Here is a 20369-nt window from a genome sequence, read left to right on the forward strand (position 1 = left end):
GATAATGGCCAATTTCCCTCTTTCAGCGCGCCGAGCCTGATTCACCGTTCATCCCGAGGACGTCCGCTCTTTGCCATGCAATCTTCCCGCCCGTCCCCGCTTGAAACCATGCCTGCGCCGCTGGAAGTGCGCCCGCGTCGGCGCATCAACTTGTTCTGGCGAACTTTTTTCTTTCTGGCGCTGCTGCTGTTCGGCTCGATCATTGCCTGGTTGCAGACGTTCCGCACGCTTGAAACCGAACCCAGGGCGATTCAAAGTGCGCAGCAGCTGGCCACCCTGGTCAACACCGCCCGGGTAGCGCTGCGCTATGCCGATCCGATTGGGCGCGGCATGCTGATCAAGACGCTGGCCGAGGAAGAGCATGTCCGCATCATGCTGCGTAACCCGAAGGATGCTTTCGCGCCTTATGTCAGCGATGAATTCGGTGAACGGATGGCGAACGAACTGGCCCAGCGGCTTGGTGGCGGAACGGTGGTGGCCGGCGCCGTCAACCAAAAGAAAGGCCTGTGGATCGGCTTTTCCATCAATGGCGACGATTACTGGCTATTGACCGACCCTTCCCAGCTGGGACCGTCGCGCACCAGCACCTGGGCGATCTGGCTGGTCACGGCAGTGGCCCTGTCGCTGGCCGGTGCCGCAGTGATTGCGCGCCTGATCAACCAGCCGCTCAAGCAGCTGTCTTTTGCCGCCAGCCGGATGCGCGACGGCGACTTCGATGCCAGCCGGCTTGACGAGCAGGTGGCGACCAGCGAAGTGCGCGAGGTCAACATCGGCTTTAACCGCATGGCCGCGCAGCTGTCCAAGGTCGAACAGGACCGGGTGGTGATGCTGGCCGGCATTTCGCATGACCTGCGCACCCCGCTGGCCCGGCTTCGCCTGGAAACCGAAATGAGCGTGGCAGACCCGGACGCGCGCCAGCACATGGTGGCCGACATTGCCCAGCTCGACGCGATCATCGACAAATTCCTCGATTACGCCCGGCCTGAACCGGCCCACCTGGAGCCCATCGTGCTCAACGACGTGATTGCGCAATCGATGTACGCGGTAGCCGACTACCCGGACATGGACGTCACCGTCAGCATTCCGGACAACACCAAGGTGCTGGCCGACCGGGTCGATCTGTCTCGGGTGATTGCCAACCTGCTGGAAAACTCCAGGCGCTATGGCAAGAGCAGCGACACCGGCACGGCGCAGGTGGACATCACGGCCCGGGTCAGCGAAGCCTGGGTGCTGCTGAAGATCCGCGACCATGGCAACGGCGTGGCATCCGAAGTGTTGTCCAGGCTCACCAATCCTTTTTTCAGGGGCGATGTCGCGCGCACCGAGGCGACCGGCGCCGGCCTGGGGCTGGCAATTGCCGAAAAGACCGTGCTGCGCATGGGCGGGCTGTTCAGCCTGTCCAACACCGGCTCCGGCGGCCTGGCTGCCCACATCAAGTTGCGCCGGGGCTAGCGTATTTATTGAACCAAATACGGCTTTCACGCACTATTCACGGGCGTTACCAGCTATCAATAAAGAAGCGCCACGGCGCGAGCTTCAAGGCTCAAGCCCTGGCCGACCGGGCCAAGCTTCTCGGCGGTCTTGGCCTTCACGTTCACCCTGTCCTCCTGCAAACCCAGCGCCTGCGCGATCCGCAAGCGCATGGCCGCAATGTGCGGCGCCAACCGGGGCGCCTGGGCGACGACGGTGCTGTCGATGTTGCCGATGCGCAGCCCGCGTTCAGCCAGCAGCCGGCCGGTCTCGCGCAGCAGAACGATTGAATCGGCGCCCTTGAAGCGCGCATCGGTGTCCGGAAAATGGCTGCCGATGTCGCCCAGCCCCGCCGCACCCAGCAGCGCATCGATGATGGCGTGCAGCAGCACATCGGCATCCGAATGGCCCAGCAGGCCCAGCGTATGCGGGACTTCGACGCCGCCCAGGATGAGCTTGCGGCCGGGCACCAGCGCATGCGTGTCCCAGCCTTCACCGATGCGGAACGGGGGAGGCGGGGCGATGGGGTTCGAATTCATGGGTCGGGCTTTCGTTGGATTAAAAATGGCTAGGCCGTGCGGCTGCGGTTCAGCAAAATCGCTTCGGCCAGCGCAAAGTCTTCCGGGTACGTCACCTTGAAGTTCTGCGCGCTGCCCGCCACCAGCCGGGGCGCCAGGCCCAGCATTTCGATGGCGCTGGACTCGTCGGTGACCGCCGCGCCGGCCAGCACCAGCGCCTGCATCAACATGCCGATGCGAAACATCTGCGGCGTTTGCGCCAGCCATTTGTCGCTGCGCTCCAGCGTCACGGCCACCCGGCCGCTCCGGTCCAGCGTGCCTTCGCTTTTCAGCGTGTCCGGCAGCTTGTGCGCCAGCAGCCCTCCCACGGCATCATGCTGGCAGGCATCGATGAGTTGATTGATCTGGCCAGGCGTCACCAGGCAGCGGGCGGCATCGTGAACCAGCACCCAGTCGCCAATTTCAGCCCCCGCCTGGAGCAGCGCGTCAAGCCCCTGGCGCACAGTATCGGCGCGGCTGGCGCCGCCGCAGGCAGCCACGTCGAATGGTCTTTTACTGATGGAATCAAAAAACCCGTCACCCGGTGCGACCACCACCAGCGTGCGGGCCAGGCGCTCGATTTCCAGAAAGGCCGCCAGCGTGTGCAGCACCATCGGCAGGCCGGCGATGGCCTGGTATTGCTTGGCCTGTCCGGCCGCCACGCCGGCCCGGCTGCCCTGGCCAGCGCAGGGAATCAGTGCAAAAAATCGGGCGCTGGGGCGGGTATCGGCGGGTTCGGTCATCATCGCCTCATCATAAATTCTAAAATCGGGCCGATGCACCTTCCCCTACTTGTGACCGGCAAACGCTACACCCTGCCCCAACCCACCAGTTCCGCCGACTCATTGATCCTGGCGAGCCTCGGGCAACGCGAGAAAGCCGCCGGCAAACTCACCGCCATCGTCACCTCGGATGCTAGCGCCGCCCAGCGGCTGATGGACGAGATGGCATTTTTTGCGCCCGACCTGCGCTGCGCACTTTTTCCCGACTGGGAAACCCTGCCCTACGACGCGTTTTCTCCGCACCAGGACTTGATCAGCGAACGGCTGGCGACGCTGTGGCGCATCCAGCAGCGCGACAAGGAAACCGGCGCCGACGTGGTCATCGTGCCGGCCACCACGGCGCTGTACCGGCTGGCGCCGCCCGCTTTTCTCGCCGGCTACACCTTTGAATTCAAAGTCAAGCAAAAGCTCGACGAGGCGAAACTGAAAGCTCAGTTGACGCTGGCCGGCTACAGCCATGTCACCCAGGTCGTCAGCCCCGGCGAATATGCGGTGCGCGGCGGGCTGATCGATTTGTTCCCGATGGGTTCGCTGGTGCCCTACCGGGTGGACCTGTTCGACGATGAGATCGACTCCATCCGCACCTTTGACCCGGACAGCCAGCGCAGCCTGTACCCGGTGCCCGAAGTGCGGCTGCTGCCGGGCCGCGAGTTCCCCATGGACAACGACGCGCGGGCCAAGTTCCGCAACCGCTGGCGCGAGCTGTTAGAGGGCGATCCGACCAAGAGCCGCATCTACAAGGACATGGGCAACGGCGTGGCCACGGCAGGCATTGAGTACTACCTGCCGCTGTTTTTCGAGGAAACCGCCACCGTGTTCGACTACCTCGGCAAGAACGCCACCGTGGTGCTGCACGGCGACCTGGAGCCGGCTTTTCAGCGCTTCTGGCAGGACACGAAAGACCGCTACCGTCTGGTGAAGGACGCGCCTGACCGCCCGGCGCTGCCGCCCGAGTCGCTGTTTTTGAGCGCCGAGCAGTTTTATTCGCGCGCTAACGACTACGCCCAACTGGCGCTGCGCGGCACGGTCGAAGACGTGGCCGACAACGCCCAGTTCCAGAAACTCGGCGAAATGGCCGTGGTGCGTGGCGCCGAAGACCCGCTGGCCGGCTTCAAACGCCATGCCAAAGCTACCCCCCACCGCGTGCTGCTGCTGGCCGAAAGCGATGGCCGGCGTGAAAGCCTGCTGGACTTTTTGCGCGCCAGCAACGTCAGCCCGCCCGCTTTCGACTCGCTCGAAGACTTCCAGACCAGCAGCGAAAAAATCGGCATCGCCACCGCCGCGCTGAACAGCGGCTTCAGCTGGCTCGAAGAAAGCATCGACTTCGTCACCGAAACCGAGCTGTTCGCCGCCGGCGTCACCATCCGCCGGCGCAACAAGCGGCAGGAACAGGTCAGCGATGTCGAAGCGCTGATCAAGGACTTGTCCGAGCTCAACGTTGGCGACCCGGTGGTGCACAGCGCCCACGGCATCGGCCGCTACCGGGGGCTGATCAACCTCGACCTGGGCGAAAAAAGTCCCGATGGCTCGCCCGCATTGCAGGAATTCCTGCACCTCGAATACGCCGACAAGGCTACGTTGTATGTGCCGGTCAGCCAGTTGCACCAGATCAGCCGCTACACCGGCGTCAGCGCCGACGAAGCGCCGCTGCACCGCCTGGGCAGCGGCCAGTGGGAAAAAGCCAAGCGCAAAGCCGCCGAGCAAATCCGCGATTCGGCGGCCGAACTGCTCAACATCTACGCCCGCCGCGCGCTGCGCGAAGGCCATGCCTTTCGCTACTCGCCCGGCGACTACGAGATGTTTGCGAACGATTTCGGCTTTGACGAAACACCCGACCAGAGCGCGGCGATTCACGCCGTCATCCAGGACATGATCAGCCCGCGCCCCATGGACCGGCTGGTCTGCGGCGACGTGGGTTTCGGCAAAACCGAGGTCGCGCTGCGCGCCGCCTTCATCGCCATCACCGGCGGCAAGCAGGTCGCGCTGCTGGCGCCGACCACGCTGCTGGCCGAGCAGCATTACCAGACGCTGGTGGACCGCTTTGCCAAGTGGCCGGTCAAGGTCGCCGAAATGAGCCGCTTTCGCTCGGCCAAGGAAATCACCGCCGCAATCAAGGGGCTGGCTGACGGCACGGTCGATATCGTCGTCGGCACCCACAAGCTGCTGAGCCAGGACGTGAAGTTCGCCCGGCTGGGCCTCTTGATCATTGACGAGGAACACCGTTTCGGCGTGCGCCACAAGGAGGCGATGAAAGCCATGCGCGCCGAAGTCGATGTGCTGACGCTGACCGCCACGCCGATTCCGCGCACGCTCGGCATGGCGCTTGAAGGCCTGCGCGACCTGAGCGTGATCGCCACGGCGCCGCAACGGCGGCTTGCCATCAAGACCTTTGTGCGCAGCGAAGGCAACGGCGTGATCCGCGAGGCCGTGCTGCGCGAATTGAAACGCGGCGGCCAGGTTTACTTTTTGCACAACGAAGTCGAAACCATCGAGAACCGCCGCCAGAAGCTCGAAGAACTGCTGCCCGAGGCGCGCATCGCCGTCGCTCACGGGCAAATGCCCGAGCGCGACCTGGAGCGGGTGATGAAGGATTTCGTCGCCCAGCGCTACAACCTGCTGCTGTGCTCGACCATCATCGAAACCGGCATTGACGTGCCGACCGCCAACACCATCTTGATGAGCCGCGCCGACAAGTTCGGCCTGGCGCAACTGCACCAGCTGCGCGGCCGGGTTGGCCGCAGCCACCACCAGGCTTATGCCTATCTGATGGTGCCCGACCTCGAAGGCCTGACCAAGCAGGCCAGCCAGCGGCTGGACGCGATCCAGCAGATGGAAGAACTCGGCTCCGGTTTTTACCTGGCGATGCACGACCTGGAGATTCGCGGCACCGGCGAAGTGCTGGGCGAAAACCAGAGCGGCAACATGCTGGAGATCGGCTTTCAGCTCTACAACGAAATGCTCAGCGAGGCGGTCGCGTCTCTCAAGGCCGGCCGCGAACCGGACCTGCTGTCGCCGCTCAGCGTCACGACCGAGATCAATCTGCACGCCCCCGCCCTGCTGCCGAGCGACTACTGCGGCGACGTGCATCTGCGCCTGTCGTTCTACAAAAAGCTCGCCACAGCCAAGAAGACCGAGCAGATTGACGCGCTGCTGGAGGAAATCGTGGACCGCTTCGGCAAGCTGCCCGCCCAGGCGCAGACGTTGATCGACGTGCACCGCCTGCGCGTGATTGCCAAGCCCTACGGCGTGGTCAAGGTCGATGCCGCGCCCGGCGCCATCACCATCACTTTCCGCAAAGACCCGCCGATTGATTCGATGGCCATCATCCACCTGATCCAGAAAAACAAGCACATCAAGCTCGCCGGCAACGACAAGCTGCGCATCGAGCGCCTTCTGCCGGAAGCAAAGGATCGGGCGCAGATGGTGCGCGATGTGCTGCGAAGTCTGGGGCAGCCGGTGGCGGCAGAGGTATTGGCATAGGCCATGGCATAGGCTAAACTACTTTCACCACTTCACTGGAGAAAAGCAATGAATCAAATCGCTGAAAAACCCTTTGACGACCAAGGTGAAACGCCAGCCCGCCAGGTCAGGCTGTTTCGAAACGGCGCCAACCAGGCGGTGCGAATTCCCCGTGAATTTGAGTTGGCCGGAACACAGGCCATGATGCGCAAAGTTGGGAATACCCTGGTCATAGAGCTGTTGCCAGTGGAGTATCCCCGAGGTTCCCCGCAGGCTTTTTTACAGGCGCTCGACGAAATTGCCAAACTCGGCCCTTGCGACGACGAATTTCCCGATGTGGACGCTGGCATGCTGCCGCTTGACGACATCGTGCTGTGAGCAAGGCAGCGAACACAGACGCCGGCGCGGCATCAGGCATTTTTCTGCTCGACACCAACATCATCAGCGACCTCATGAAAGGCGAACGCAGCCTGGCAGCGCTGCGCGGCCGCGAGGCGGTTGCGCAAGGCAGGATGGCTTCGGTTTGCACCAGCGTGATCGTGCAGTGCGAGTTGATGTTCGGTCTCTTGAAACGGCCATCTCTTCGGCTGCAAGCGGCCTACGATCTTGAAATTGCCCGTTTGCAGGTGATGCCGCTGACCGAGACGGTCCCTCCAATTTACGCCCGCTTACGCGCGCAGCTTGAAGCCGAAGGCACGCTCATAGGCGCCAACGACGCCTTGATTGCCGCCCATGCCATGGCCCTGAATGCCACCCTGGTCAGCGCAGATGCCGAGTTTTTGCGCGTGCCCGGTTTGCGGGTCGAGAACTGGCTGGCGAAGGAAATCCCATGACATCCAAACCTGCCGCCCATTCCGAATCAGCGAATCTGCCAGTGGCGCCCGCAGGCTACGGCGACTTCCTGCTTGAAATCAAGGCGCAGATTCGCCAGCGGCAGTTCCAGGCCTTACGCGCCGCCAACCGCGAACTGCTGGCGCTGTACTGGTGGCTGGGCGAGAACATCAGCCAGCGGCAGCTGGCGCTCGGCTGGGGAAAAAGCGTGGTGGAGAATCTGGCGCGCGACCTGCAGGCTGAGTTTCCGGGGCGCAACGGGTTTTCAGCCCGTAACCTTTGGAACATGCTGGATTTTTACCGCGACTATGCCGGCAAGCCAAAACTGCAACCGCTGGTTGCAGAAATCAGCTGGGCCAAAAACCTCGTCGTCCTGGCCCGCTGCAAGGACGACCTGGAGCGCGAGTTTTACCTGCGCGCAACAGCCCGCTTCGGCTGGACCAAAAGCGTGCTGCAACATCAGCTCGACAACCACAGCTACGCCCAATACCTGAACGGCCAGACCAACTTCGACGCCGCCGTTCCTGACAGCATCAAGGCCCAGGCCTTGCTGGCCGTCAAGGACCACTACACCTTCGACTTTCTCGGCCTGGCCGAAGAACACTCTGAGCGCGAACTGGAGCAGGCGCTGGTGCGCAACCTGCGCAGCTTTCTGAGCGAGATGGGCGGCGCCTTCACCTTTGTCGGCAACCAGTACCGGCTCGAAGTCGATGGCAAGGAATACTTCATCGACCTGCTGCTGTTTCACCGCCGCCTGCGCTGCCTGGTCGCCATCGAGCTAAAAATCGGCGACTTCAAGCCCGAGCACAAGGGCCAGATCGAGTTCTACCTGGACACACTCGACCAGCAACACCGCATGGAAGGCGAAAACCCGCCGATTGGCATCGTGATTTGCCGCAACAAGACCAAAACGATGGTCGAGTACGCCCTGCGCACCATGACGCGCCCGCTGGGCATTGCCACCTACACCGTCACCCCGCAACTGCCGGCCAGCTACCGCAACGACCTGCCCAGCCCGGAGCAGATTGCAGCGCGTTTGCAAGGCTGGGCAGGGAACGACGACTGATATACCCTTGCGCCGAGCTTCACAGCCTAAAATTTATAACGAAATAAGCCTCTTGCGCACACCAGCCGTGCGCAGGCAGCTATCAAAAACATAGTAACAATTCCCCCATGAGTCAACCCGACGACCTGCTGAAAAACCTGGAGCACCTGAGCGCGGCTCAACTGCGCCGCCTGCTGACCGAGCATCTGACGAAGCAAAAGCTGGGGCTGTACTGGGAAAGCAGCGCCATCGAGCGCGATGCGGCGCTGAACGCCAACATCGTGCTGCCGCGCCTGAGCGAAGCCGACTCGCACGGACTGGCCGCACTTGGCGGGCCGGGCACGGCCAACCTGGTCATCGAGGGCGACAACTTCGACTCCCTGCGCCTGCTCAAAAGCACGCACGCCGGCAAAATCCGCGTGATCTACATCGACCCGCCCTACAACACCGGCAACAAAGACTGGGTGTACAACGACCGCTTCGTGGGCGCCAACGACCGCTGGCGGCACAGCCAGTGGCTGGAATTTTTGTTCCAGCGCCTGCTGCTGGCCAGGGATTTGCTCACGCAGGACGGCGTGATCATGGTCAGCATCAACGACGAAAACCGGGCGCGGCTGGAGTTGCTGATGGACGAGGTGTTTCCGGGGCGGCGGCTTGGCACCATCACCTGGCGAACCCGCCAGGGCTCCAATGCCGACCAGCAATGCTTTTTATCGGTTGACCATGAACATGTGCTGGTTTATGGCAATCCGGGTTTCAAGTTCAACGGCTTCGAGAAAAGCTATCAGATGTATGGGAATGCGGACAACGATCTGCGCGGCGACTGGCGGACAAGTGACTTGACGCTAGGTTTTTCCTTCAAGGAGCGTCCAAACTTGTACTACCCCTTGCAGGACACGGAAACGGGAATTTACTACCCGCCCAATCCAGACCGAATTTGGGTCTATGCATCGGAGTCCCGGTTAAAAGAAGGGCAAACCGTTCAAGCCAAAACAATGGATGAGTTCATTCGGCTCAAACAAATTTTGTTCCCGAAAGAACAACGTGTCGAAACATGGCCAACCATGGACGCGCTGCTTGCAGCCATTGACTCGGGCGACGTTCCTCGTTCGGGCAAATCGCCCATTTTGCGGCGCGATTTGCCAAATTTGGAATTTTGGGTGGGCAAACCAGTTGGCTTTGGTCGGCCTGCATTCAAACGCTACAAGGCAGATTTACGCAATCAGACGCAGCCTTTAAGCAGCTGGATTGTTCCAACTTTTGAAGATGGCGACTACGAAGCTGAAAACAGCCTCGTTTCCGCCACCAATCAGGAAGGAGCGCGGCAGGTAGCCGAGATTTTTGGCAACCGCGCCTTCAATTACGCCAAACCGATTTCCCTCATCCAAGGCCTGCTAGCCCAAGCCAGCCGCCCCGGCGACACCATCCTCGATTTCTTCGCGGGCAGCGGCACCACGGGCCACGCGGTGCTGGCGCTCAATGCGCTGGACGGTGGCAACCGAAAATTCATCCTCTGCTCCAGCACTGAAGCCACCGCCAAAGAACCGGCCAAGAACCTGTGCCGCGACGTGTGCGCGGCGCGCATCAAAAAGGTCATCGAATCCGACGCGGCGCTGTCCGGCAACAGCTTTGCCTACCTGCAGCTCGACAAGCTTGCGCCCGGCGATGCACCGTTTGACTCCAGTTGCGCGCAGGCCTTCCAGTTGCTCACGCTGCGCCTGGGCCAGGTTGCCCGACCCGTGCCGGCCACCGACCGGGGCGTCAAGGTACTCGTGCAAAACACGGGCGACGGCGCGCTCACGGTGCTGTGCCACAAGCTCACGCGCGCCGCGCTCGACGCGCTGGCCGCTCTGCCGTGCCGCCAGTTGCGGGTCTATTCGACGCGCCCGGCAACGGTGCGCGAACACTTCCAGGCGCTGGGCCGCGAGGTCGAAAGCCTGTCGCTGGCGCAAGCGCTGCTGCACGGCCAGCAAAGCCCACGGGCGCGGCGCAAGGCCGTCGCTTTGCCGCCAGACGCTACTAATTCAATAGCTAGCCACGCAGATGCAGCAAGCGCATCAGGCCTAAATGGCACTGAAAATTCTCCCCAAACCCCTTCAGAAAGCGCCAGCTCATGAGCGCCCTCGCCCCCATCAGCCCCATCACCGCCCCGCAGTCAGCCGGGCTGGTTCCCAAATCCTTTCAGGCGCAGATCATCAGCAACGTGTGCGACGCCCTGGCCCGCCAGCCGCGCCCGCCCTGCCTGCTGCGCAGCCCCACGGGGTCGGGCAAGACTTTCGTGCTGACCCGCATTCTGGCCAACATCTCCCAGGCAACACCGGTGCTGTGGCTGTGGTTCGTGCCTTACGTCAACCTGGTGGCGCAAACCGTGGACACGCTGGACAACCAGACCACCGAAACTGGGCTGGTCGCCAAACACCTGTCCACGGCGCAAAACGAAGCGCCTGAAGCGGGCCAGGTGTTGGTCTCCACCTTGCAGGGTGTGGCCAGCGCCAAGTCGCACAAGGCCGGCTATACCGACAAAAGCGACGACGAGCGGCGCAGCCTGGCCGCCTACTTTGAACTGGCAAGGGCGCGCGGCATGGAAATTGGCCTGGTGGTGGACGAGGTACACATTGCGCTGGACAGCGCCACCGAGTTCGGCAAGTTTGTGAAATGGCTCAAGGCCGACTATTTGCTCATGGCCAGCGCCACGCCCAAGGATGCGCGGCTCAACGCCTTCATCGCCAGCGCGGGCAACATCGCCTTCAAGGCTTTCAGCGTCAGCCGCGCCGACGTGGTGGCCGAGCGGCTGAACAAGCCCTGGCTGGAAACCGTGATCTACCCGATGAGCGAGTCGATGCAGGGCGTCACTGACCTGAAGCTGACGGTGCTGCGCCGCGCCTGGCTGCGCAACCAACATATTGGCAAGATGCTGAAAAACCGGGGCCTGGCCACGGTGCCGCTGATGCTGGTGCAGGTGGCCAATGGCGAGGACGCGATTCGGGAGGCCTTTGCGTTTTTGACGCAACACCTGGGCATTGCGCCGGAAGCAATCGGCATGCACTCAGCCGACGAGCCCGACCCGGTGATGATGGCGGCGATTGCGGTGAACACGCGCATCGAGGTGCTGGTCTTCAAGCAGTCGGCGGGCACGGGCTTTGACGCGCCGCGCGCCTTTGTGCTGGCTTCGACGAAAAACGTGAACGATGAAGACTTTGCAATGCAGTTCATCGGCCGCGTGATGCGGGTGCCGGCTGAGTTGCAGCGGGCTTTTCCAGTGCCCTACACCGCGCCACCGGAACTGGACACGGCCTATGTTTTCCTGGCCAATGAGCAGGCGCAGACGGGTTTTGCAGAGGCGGCGGCTTCGACGCAAGCGGTGATCTCGCAGCTCGAAGGCCAGATCGAGGAACTGGTGGTGCGGCGCACCGCGCACGGTGGCATTGCATTGAGCAACCACGCCACGGACCAGACGCCGCTGAGCTATGAAATAGGCTTGCTGGCCACGCTGGGCCAGGATGGCACGGTGCGCCCGCCGGTAGCGCCCGCCGCGCCGCTGCCGGGTGACTCGGCTGGTTTGCCCGCGCCGCCGCTGGCCGAAATTGGCACGACCCCCGAGCTGTTTGGCGCCATGGCGCACAGCGGCGAGTTCGATGCGCTGGACTTCATGGAGGCGGTCAGCGGCAACCGGCCGGCATCCACGCGCAACGCGCCGGCGAACCAGGTCCAATTGCTGGCGGCGCTGGACGCCTGCGGGCTTCGCGCCTACCCCCGGCTGGACCGGGTGGCGCAGCGCGCGACGCCCAAACAGTTCGTCACCGAAACCAAGCCGGTGTTTGACGTGCTGGAACTCGACATCAAAGCGGCGGCGCGTGCATTGCCGTTGCCCGAAGAGGTCAAAAGCATGGCCACGCGCGCGGCGCTGAACCTGCTGACGGAGTGGGAAGTGCGCACCGAACTGTTCACGGGCGTTAGCAGTGAAGACCGGGTTCAGGTCGTGACGGACCGCACGGCGCTGATGCACCACACCCAGGCGGCGCTGGAAAAAATGGGGCTTGAAGAGCAGGACCACATCGACCTCATTGGCGAACTGGCGCGGCGGCTGCTGCCCGAAATCGAGCGCGCCCACGCCTACCGCGAGCAAGACGCAACCCCGCCCGCCGGCGTGCTGCGCACCCAGGCGCGCGACGCCGCCTGCTGGGTGATTCACAAGCAATTGCCCGAACTGCAGGAGGCCTTGCAGGCGCAATGGGCCAGCAAGGCGCGCGAAGCCCCGGCGCAGGCGCTGCCCGATGCACTCTTGATGCCGGCCGGCAAACCCTTGGCGCGGTCAAGAAAGAATATTTACGGCGTGCTGTTCCCCGAAACCGACAGCGTGGCGCTGGCGGCCAGCGCGTTGCCGCTGCAAGCCCAGCCTCTGTTTAAAAACGAGACCTATGTGTTTGCGCAGGATGCCGGCGGCCAGCCGTCGGGCGACGTATTTTCAACCGCGCGGCTGGACGCCACATTTGAATTCAACACGCAGGAGCTGGCTTTTGCGCAGTCGCTGGACCGGGCGGATTTTGTCGCCTGGTGGCACCGCAACCCGCAGGGCAAGCCCTACAGCATTGCGCTGATGCGCAGCGACAGCCGCCACATGTTTTACCCCGACTTCGTGGTGTGTCTGCAGCATGAACCGGGTGACGAGCCACTGATTCGGCTGGTCGAGACCAAGCACGATGTGAAGGATGCCAGCCGCAAGGGCAAGCACCAGTCAAGCACCTATGGCAAGGTCTTGTTTTTGACCAAGGACGCCCAGCGCTTCAAGATTGTTGACGACAGCGGCAGCTTGAGCGAAGTGGTGGACTTTGACAACCTCACGCGCCTGCGGCAATGGATGCGCGACTCGGCGCCTGCTGCCTGACATATTTTTAACATCAAAAAGGCCTTTAGCGCACGCTCCACCTTCGCAATCAGCTATCAAAACAATAGTAAAAAAATTATGAACCCCATCGAACACTCCCCCGGCCTGGTCGTCAACATCGCCACCCCCGATCTCCAACTCGGCGACTTCAAGCTGATTGCCTTCGACATGGATTCGACGCTGATCAACATCGAATGCGTCGATGAAATCGCCGATGCCGTGGGCCGCAAAGCCGAAGTCGCAGCCATCACCGAAGCCGCCATGCGCGGCGAAATCACCGACTTCAAGGACAGCCTGCGCCGGCGCGTGGCGCTGCTCAAGGGCGTGAGCGTGGCCAGCATGGACGAGGTCTATCGCGAGCGCCTCAAGCTCAACCCCGGCGCGGCTGAACTGGTGAGGGCCTGCAAGGACGCGGGCCTGAAAGTCCTGCTGGTCAGCGGCGGCTTCACCTTTTTCACCGACCGGGTGCGCGATCTGCTGGACATCGACTTCACGCGCTCGAACATCCTGGAAATTGAAAACGGCGTGCTGACCGGGCGCATGGTGGACCAGCCCTGGGGCGACATCTGCGACGGCGAGGAAAAGCGCCGCATGCTGATTCAAACCTGCGGCCAGCTGGGCATCAACCCGCTGCAGGCAATAGCCATGGGCGACGGCGCGAACGACCTCTTGATGATGGGCGCGGCCGGCCTGTCGGTGGCCTACCACGCCAAGCCCAAGGTGCGCGAGCAGGCGATGGTGGCAATCAACGCGGGCGGACTGGACCGTTTGCTGGAGCTGATGAAGTAACAGCCGCCCTGCCCGTCAATCCCCGCCATGCAGCTTGGCATGGATGCGCCGTATATTGCGCCACACCAGCCACAGCACCAGCGGAATCGCCGCGCCCACGACGATTTCAGGGTTCACCGGCGCGCCCGCCGCCTTGGCCGCCTTGCCGCCGTAGAGCAGCAAACTGATCACGTAATACGAAATGGCGGCAATCGACAGGCCTTCGACCGTGGACTGCAGGCGCAGCTGCAGCTCCTGGCCGCGCGTGAGCTTTTCCAGCAGGATCTGGTTCTGGGTTTCGGTGGCAATGTCCACCCGGGTGCGTAAGAGAGCGCTGGTGCGCGTCACCCGTTCCGACAGCGAGGTCAGTCGCTGCGCCGTGGCGGCCACCGTGGCAATGGCGGGCGACAGCCGGCGCTGCATGAATTCGCTCAGGGTCTGGGTGCCGGGAATCGGCTTTTCGCGCAGTTCGGTCAGGCGCTGGCCGACCAGCGTGCTGTAGGCGCGGGTGGCCGAGAACCGGTAAATATGCTCGGCCGTGGCGCGCTCGACCCGCGCCGCCAGCGACACCAGGGTGTCGAGCAGTTCCTGGTCCGAAGCCGACTTGCTTTCAAGCCGCGCGGTGATGTCGGCCAGCGCGCTTTCGGCCTCGGACAGCATGGGCGCCAGTTGTTTGACCACCGGCAGGCCGCGCAGGGCCATCAGCCGGTAGATTTCGACTTCCAGCAGTCGCTGCGAAATGCGGCCGGCGCGGCTTTCGCTGGTGCCGGGCGCGGCAATCACCAGCATGCGCTCGAAGCCGTCGGCGCCGATCTGAAAATCCGTCACCGCCCAGGAATGGCCATGACCCAGTTGCGACGCAATCACCGGGCGTCCGCCGAACCAGTCCTGCGCTTGGCCCATCAGCGCGACCTCATCGTGCAGCGCTGCCTCCACCATGACCAGCTGGATGGCCGAGACCGTTCGCCCCGGAATGCCGCGCAGCCATTCGGGCGCAACCGCCAGACTGGACAGCAATTCGGGCTCCTGCGCACCCAGCAGGGCGCGATCAGGCAGCGCCTGGACGATGGAATAGCGGGTGAATTCGGTGTGCCGCTCCCACTTCACAGTGTGGTTGCCGCACGGCAGGCGCAAGAAATTACCCTGCAGGCGCTCTGGCGACAGCTGCGCCTGGCCGGTCAGGCGCCGCAGATGCTCGCATTCCTGTTCGCGGCTGACGCCTGCATTGAGCACCGCCACCTGGACGATCAGCGCCGGCAGCCGCACCCGGGCGGGCGGGCGTGCGTGGACTTCGTTGTGCAGCAGGGCGCGCTGCGGGTCGTCGGGCGGCAGGAAGCTGGGCTTCATCGAAGCAGGAAGGGAAACGGGCGGCGGGCTGGAGGTCATGAATGGATACTACTTTTTTGACAGATGGACTCAGCCTGCGGGAGTGTGCAGGAAAACCGGTTCGGCGCCGGACAGCGCGCCAGTTTTCCGCCGCTGCACCTGCCCGGGCAAGGTGCCTGATGCCGGAACCAGGCCGGTCGCATGGCGCTGGCCGTTGCACACTTCATGGCTGATGGCCAGGTTCTCGGCGTGGCTGTTGCCGCCGTCGCACAGCGCCAGGATGTGCTCCAGCGTGGCGGCTTCCAGCGTGACATGCTGGCCGCAGACCCAGCAAGGCACCACGCCATGCAACTGGCGCGCCACGGTTCTGTACATCTTGATGCGGAGGTGTCTCAAACTGCTCATGCAGGGATTTTCCTGCAAAACATGTGCTTTTTTGGGTGAAGGTCCTGACAACGGTCAAGCGATGGTCTTTCGGGTTGCCTGAGCCGAAGTGCAGATCGGCTTTTTGGAAACCCGGATCTAGCTGGCCGGCAAGGTCGGCATCCAGAACTTTATGCAAAGCCAGATGGGCGAGTTGAGCTAAAGCTGCAGCACAACTTGCCGCTGTATAGAGGGCTGCGGCGTTGAACAACAAACCGGGGAAAAGATGCATTTTTCCGGCATGAGCCATTACGAATCATTCTCATTCACTGTAGAATCAAGGGCTGATTCCACAAGCCAGCCAACTCGCGTCCCCCCAAAGACAGCTCCGAGCACAGCCAAGCCATTTTCTGTAACCCGGGTCCGTCATTTAAAAAAACGGTCCCTGCTTGGAGCCCTTTCCTTGGCACACCCTTTGGCACGCCCTGCGCGCAACAAAATTTCCCGTCCCGGCGCTGATTCTGTTTCCTTCATGAACCTGGCGGTCACGCCAAAACCCGCATCTTCGGACAAGGCGCTGATTCCCCTGGGCGCGCTGATGCTGGCCGCTTCGGTCGGCGGCTGGGCGCAAACAGTGCCAGCGACCGCCGAAAAAACCCTAAGCACGGTGATCGTCAAGGAAAAAGCCGAAGGCACCCATTCCAAGGCCACGCTGCGGGCCACCGAAACCGGCATCGGCAAGGGCACGCAAGCCCTGCGAGACATTCCTCAATCGGTCACGGTGATGACCGAACGCCTGATCGACGACCGCAACCTGGACGACTTCCGCGAAGTGCTGCGTACCACGGCGGGCGTGACCTTCCAGGCCGGCGAAACCGGCGAGGAAGATGTGCGCCTGCGCGGATTCTCGCTGGGCATGGCCGGCGACATCTACACCGACGGCATGCGCGATGGCGCCCTGTATGAGCGCGACACCTTCAACAACGACCGCGTCGAGGTGCTCAAGGGTTCTGCATCGATGCTGTTCGGCAAGGGCTCGACCGGCGGCATCGTCAACCAGGTCAACAAGCAGCCTTTCCTGATGACCCAGCACGAGGTCAACTACACCCTGGGCACCGGCAGGGAACACCGGCTGACGGGCGACTTCAATGTCAAGACAGGCGAAGAGTCCGCCTTGCGCATCAATGCCATGGTGCATGAAGCCGACAACTACGGCGCCACAGTCAGCAAGCGCGGCATTGCGCCGACGTATCGCTGGGGCATCGGCACGCGCGACGAATTTTCGGTCGGCCTCTACCATCTGGACGTCAAGGGCACGCCCAACTACAACCATCCCTGGTTCATCCAGGACGGCATCATCAAGCCCACGCTGCCCGCCAGGAACTACTATGGCTTCGACAGCGACTACCTGAACACCTCGGCGACCTACGGAACCCTGAGCCACACCCACCGCTTTGACCAGGACAGCCAGGTCAGCACCCGCCTGCGCCATGGCCGCTACGAGCGCGACCTGTGGGCCAGCGTGATCCGTTTCGGCCAGACCAACGGCGCGGCCACCACCATCAACAACCTGAGCCCGAGCACCCTCATCAGCCGCTCGCCCAAGGGGCGCATCGGCATCAGCGACACCACGCAATTGCAGAGCGACTACACCGGCAGCTTCAGCGCGCTGGGCAAAAAGCACGGCCTGATCGCCGGGGTGGACTACTACCAGGAAGACGCCAAGCGGGCCAACAACTTTGCCGGCGCCGCCAGCAGCTTGATGACGACCGTGGGCACGCCCAACAGTGGCGATTCGCGCATCGACACCCGGGGCGCTCCACCGTTTGGCACCTTCGATGCCCGAAACCTGGGCCTGTATGTGCAGGACACGGTGACCCTCACACCGACCGTCAAGCTGATTGGCGGCTTGCGCCATGACAATTTCAAGGCGTCCTACCAGACCAATGCAGGTGCGAACTTCGAGCGCTCCGACGGCCTCTGGAGCCCACGCCTGGGCGCCCTGTTCCAGCCTGACGACAACAGTTCCTACTACGCTTCCTTCGGCACCTCCTTCAACACCTCGGGCGACACCTACCAGTTCAGCCCCGGCAGCCCGAGCGCCAAGGATGCCAACACCGGCCCGGAAAAGAGCCGCAACATCGAGTTCGGCAGCAAGTTCGAGCTGTTTGAAAAACGCGCATCCCTGGGCGTTGCCCTGTTCCACTCCGAGAAATACAACGAGCGCAACACCGACCCGGACACCGCAAGCCAGCAGAACCTGCTGTCGGGCAAGCGCCACGCCACCGGCATGGAATTGAACCTTGCCGGCCGCATCACGCCGCTGTGGGAAATTTTCTACAACCACACCTGGATTCCAAGCGCGAAGATCGACGAGAGTAACGTGGCGCTCAATGCGGCAGGCACCGGCGCGCAGGTCAAGGGCGACCGCTCGGCCCTCACGCCCAAGCACAGCGCCAGCCTGTGGACCACTTACCGCGTCATGCCACAACTGCGTGTCGGCGGCGGCTTTACCTACCGTGGCAAGCAAAACCCCGAAGGCGCGCGCCATGTCCAGGCCGACAGCTTCACCACCGTGGACGCCATGGCCGAGCACAGCGTCAATGACACCACGTCCCTGAAGCTGAACATCACCAACCTCACCGACAAGCTCTATGCCGACTCGCTGTACCGCGGCTTCTACACCCCCGGCGCCGCCCGGTCGGTCCAGCTGACGCTGAAAACCCTGTTCTAAGCCTGGCCGTCTTAACCCCCCACCCGCACTGCGTCAACACCATGCTTTTGCATCTGAAAAACATCCTGACACCCGACGAACTCCACAGCGCGCGCCGTCTGCTTGGCAGCGACGCGCCGTGGATCGACGGGCGCAGCAGCGCGGGCGATCAAGCCCTGGCCAAAAAACACAACGAGCAACTCGCCCAGGACAGCGGGAATGCCCGGCAGCTGCAGGCCCTGGTCCTGGCTGCCTTGCAGCGCGAGCCGCTGCTCTTTTCGGCCGCACTGCCGAAAAAAATCTTCAACCCGCTGTTCAACCGCTACAGCGGCGACTCCAATTTCTACGGCACGCACATCGACGGTGCCGTTGTGCATTCCAAGGCCACATCGCAATGGGTCCGCAGCGATATTTCCTGCACGCTGTTCCTGGCCGACCCGGCCGACTATGACGGCGGCGAGCTGCTGATCCAGGAAGCGCAGCGCGAGCGCGGCATCAAGCTGGCGGCGGGCGACATGGTGCTCTACCCCGGCAGCACGCTGCACCAGGTCGCGCCCGTGACCCGTGGGGCGCGGCTGGCGAGCTTTTTCTGGATCGAAAGCATGGTGCGCAGCACCGAGCAGCGCCAGTTGCTGTTCGACATGGACATGGCGCTGCTGCAACTGCGCCGCCGGGGCGACGAGCCGGCCGTGGTGCAACTCACCGGCGCTTACCACAACCTGTTGCGCATGTGGGCCGACACATGAGTGCTGCGCCGCTGAGCGTCGAGCAGATTCCCGCCGGCGTCGTCACGCTGGCCGACCACGAAGCGCACGCCCGCACGCGGCTGGACGACAAGACCTGGGCCTACTTCAGCGGCGGCGCGGGGGATGAATTCACCCTGCGCGCCAACTGCAGCGCGTGGAACGAACGCCTGCTCAATCCGCGCGTGCTGCAGCCGCTGGCCGGCGGACACACGCGCGTCAAACTACTGGGCCGCACGCTGGCGCACCCGGTGCTGCTCGCGCCCGTGGCCTACCAGCGCATGGCGCATGCGGGCGGCGAAGTGGCCAGCGCCTACGCGGCGGCCGCGCTGGGCGCCGGCATGGTGCTGAGCACGCAGGCCAGTTTTCCGCTGGAAACGGTCGCTGAAGCCATCGCGACCGACCCGAATCGTGGCCCGCTGTGGTTCCAGCTTTACATCCAGCCCGACCGGGGCTTTACCCGCGAACTGGTGCAGCGCGCCGAGCGCGCCGGCTATGAAGCGCTGGTGCTGACGGTCGATGCGCCGACCAGCGGCGCGCGCGACCGCGAAAGGCGCACTAACTTTCATTTGCCCGCGCATGTCTCGGCGGTCAACCTGGCCGGGATGGCCGCGCCGGCGCAACGCACGTTGCAGCCGGGCCAGAGCGCGCTGTTCGACGACTTGCTGGCCAGCGCCCCGACCTGGGAAGACGTGGCCTGGCTGCAGTCGATCACGCGCCTGCCCGTCGTGCTCAAGGGCGTGCTGCATCCCGACGATGCGCGGCAGGCCGCCGCGCTGGGCGTGGGCGGCGTGATTGTTTCCAACCATGGCGGACGCACGCTCGACACGTTGCCGGCCACGGCCAGCGTGCTGCCGCGCATCGTGCAGGTCGTGGGCGGTCAGATGCCGGTGCTGGTCGATGGCGGCATCCGGCGCGGCACCGACGTTTTGAAAGCCGTGGCGCTGGGCGCCAGCGCCGTGCTGGTCGGACGCCCTTACCTCTACGGCCTGGCCAATGCCGGCGCGCTGGGCGTGGCGCATGTGCTGCGCCTGCTGCGCGACGAGCTGGAAATCGCCATGGCGCTGTGTGGCTGCCGTACGCTGGCGCAGGTCGGCCCTCACCTGCTGTTCATGCCAGACTGATCCGCTGCGGCTGTATTTTGCGAAAATTTATAGAAAAAACCCCTTTCGCGCATACTCAGTATGCGCAAGCAGCTATTTATTTAATAGCAAAACTATCAGGCGCCTTGCGCTTCATGGTGGGCAGTCGAAGTCAATTGCGCTCTGTTTCACCGGCCCCGGCAGGTCCCGGCTTGATGGGCCACCGGCTCGGCGGACGCTGCCATCAGCCGGTTACAAAAAAGTAACTGGCCAAAACGAAATTCATCGCAAATAAGATTCATTCGCATTTATACTTGTTTTACGCCTTGTTCAGTAGCCAGTTAA

General features: G+C 63.1%; 15 protein-coding genes. 11 read left to right on the forward strand and 4 right to left on the reverse strand.

Going from position 1 to position 20369, the window contains the following annotated elements:
• Positions 1 to 75: 75 nt before the first annotated feature.
• Positions 76 to 1452: an ATP-binding protein gene (locus tag ACP7AD_RS02385; RefSeq protein ID WP_426144740.1), complete on the forward strand. Its 1377-nt coding sequence runs from the start codon at positions 76 to 78 to the stop codon at positions 1450 to 1452.
• Between the two features lie 56 nt (positions 1453 to 1508).
• Here the strand turns inward: ACP7AD_RS02385 and ispF are convergent, their stop codons facing one another.
• Both ispF and ispD read right to left on the reverse strand, forming a co-directional pair.
• Positions 1509 to 2009 carry a 2-C-methyl-D-erythritol 2,4-cyclodiphosphate synthase gene (ispF, locus tag ACP7AD_RS02390; RefSeq protein ID WP_426144738.1) on the reverse strand — a complete coding sequence of 167 codons (501 nt, stop codon included), beginning with the start codon at positions 2007 to 2009 and terminating at the stop codon, positions 1509 to 1511.
• Between the two features lie 29 nt (positions 2010 to 2038).
• Complete coding sequence (gene ispD, locus ACP7AD_RS02395) at positions 2039 to 2770, reverse strand: 2-C-methyl-D-erythritol 4-phosphate cytidylyltransferase (protein WP_426144899.1); 732 nt, start codon at positions 2768 to 2770, stop codon at positions 2039 to 2041.
• A gap of 33 nt (positions 2771 to 2803) precedes the next feature.
• Between ispD and mfd the strand changes: the two genes are divergently transcribed.
• The 7 genes from mfd (at position 2804) to serB (ending at position 13818) form a co-directional block, all read left to right on the forward strand.
• The gene (gene mfd / locus ACP7AD_RS02400; protein ID WP_426144737.1) at positions 2804 to 6289 is read left to right on the forward strand and encodes a transcription-repair coupling factor; all 3486 of its coding nucleotides are present in this window, start codon (positions 2804 to 2806) and stop codon (positions 6287 to 6289) included.
• A gap of 48 nt (positions 6290 to 6337) precedes the next feature.
• Positions 6338 to 6646, forward strand: coding sequence for an antitoxin (locus tag ACP7AD_RS02405; RefSeq protein WP_426144735.1), 309 nt, complete (start codon positions 6338 to 6340; stop codon positions 6644 to 6646).
• Positions 6643 to 7101, forward strand: coding sequence for a type II toxin-antitoxin system VapC family toxin (locus tag ACP7AD_RS02410; RefSeq protein WP_426144733.1), 459 nt, complete (start codon positions 6643 to 6645; stop codon positions 7099 to 7101). Before ACP7AD_RS02405 ends, ACP7AD_RS02410 begins: the two co-directional genes overlap by 4 nt.
• Positions 7098 to 8165 carry a PDDEXK nuclease domain-containing protein gene (locus ACP7AD_RS02415; protein WP_426144732.1) on the forward strand — a complete coding sequence of 356 codons (1068 nt, stop codon included), beginning with the start codon at positions 7098 to 7100 and terminating at the stop codon, positions 8163 to 8165. Before ACP7AD_RS02410 ends, ACP7AD_RS02415 begins: the two co-directional genes overlap by 4 nt.
• A gap of 107 nt (positions 8166 to 8272) precedes the next feature.
• On the forward strand, positions 8273 to 10261 hold the full coding sequence (locus ACP7AD_RS02420) for a site-specific DNA-methyltransferase (RefSeq protein ID WP_426144731.1): 1989 nt from the start codon (positions 8273 to 8275) through the stop codon (positions 10259 to 10261).
• Positions 10258 to 13029 (forward strand): DEAD/DEAH box helicase, encoded by a 2772-nt coding sequence (locus tag ACP7AD_RS02425; RefSeq protein ID WP_426144729.1) that lies wholly within the window; start codon positions 10258 to 10260, stop codon positions 13027 to 13029. Before ACP7AD_RS02420 ends, ACP7AD_RS02425 begins: the two co-directional genes overlap by 4 nt.
• 78 nt (positions 13030 to 13107) lie before the next feature.
• A complete protein-coding gene (gene serB, locus ACP7AD_RS02430; RefSeq protein WP_426144727.1) occupies positions 13108 to 13818 on the forward strand; it encodes a phosphoserine phosphatase SerB in 711 nt (236 codons plus the stop codon).
• 15 nt (positions 13819 to 13833) lie between these two features.
• Here the strand turns inward: serB and ACP7AD_RS02435 are convergent, their stop codons facing one another.
• Both ACP7AD_RS02435 and ACP7AD_RS02440 read right to left on the reverse strand, forming a co-directional pair.
• Positions 13834 to 15183, reverse strand: a complete 1350-nt coding sequence (locus ACP7AD_RS02435; protein WP_426144725.1) for a DUF3422 family protein — start codon at positions 15181 to 15183, stop codon at positions 13834 to 13836.
• 30 nt (positions 15184 to 15213) lie between these two features.
• Entirely contained in the window at positions 15214 to 15528 is a 315-nt protein-coding gene (locus ACP7AD_RS02440) for an HNH endonuclease signature motif containing protein (protein ID WP_426144723.1), read from the reverse strand.
• A 556-nt stretch (positions 15529 to 16084) separates the two neighbouring features.
• Here ACP7AD_RS02440 and ACP7AD_RS02445 point away from each other — a divergent pair.
• Genes ACP7AD_RS02445 through ACP7AD_RS02455 form a run of 3 tightly spaced genes read left to right on the forward strand, consistent with a single transcriptional unit; the run spans position 16085 to position 20066 of the window.
• The gene (locus ACP7AD_RS02445; RefSeq protein ID WP_426144897.1) at positions 16085 to 18220 is read left to right on the forward strand and encodes a TonB-dependent receptor; all 2136 of its coding nucleotides are present in this window, start codon (positions 16085 to 16087) and stop codon (positions 18218 to 18220) included.
• Positions 18221 to 18261: 41 nt separating this feature from the next.
• Positions 18262 to 18945, forward strand: a complete 684-nt coding sequence (locus ACP7AD_RS02450; RefSeq protein ID WP_426144722.1) for a Fe2+-dependent dioxygenase — start codon at positions 18262 to 18264, stop codon at positions 18943 to 18945.
• Entirely contained in the window at positions 18942 to 20066 is a 1125-nt protein-coding gene (locus ACP7AD_RS02455) for an alpha-hydroxy acid oxidase (RefSeq protein ID WP_426144721.1), read from the forward strand. Before ACP7AD_RS02450 ends, ACP7AD_RS02455 begins: the two co-directional genes overlap by 4 nt.
• The last annotated feature ends 303 nt before the right edge of the window (positions 20067 to 20369 follow it).

Source organism: Polaromonas sp. DSP2-3-2b2, assembly GCF_049895905.1.
In the GTDB taxonomy this organism is placed as follows: domain Bacteria; phylum Pseudomonadota; class Gammaproteobacteria; order Burkholderiales; family Burkholderiaceae_C; genus Polaromonas.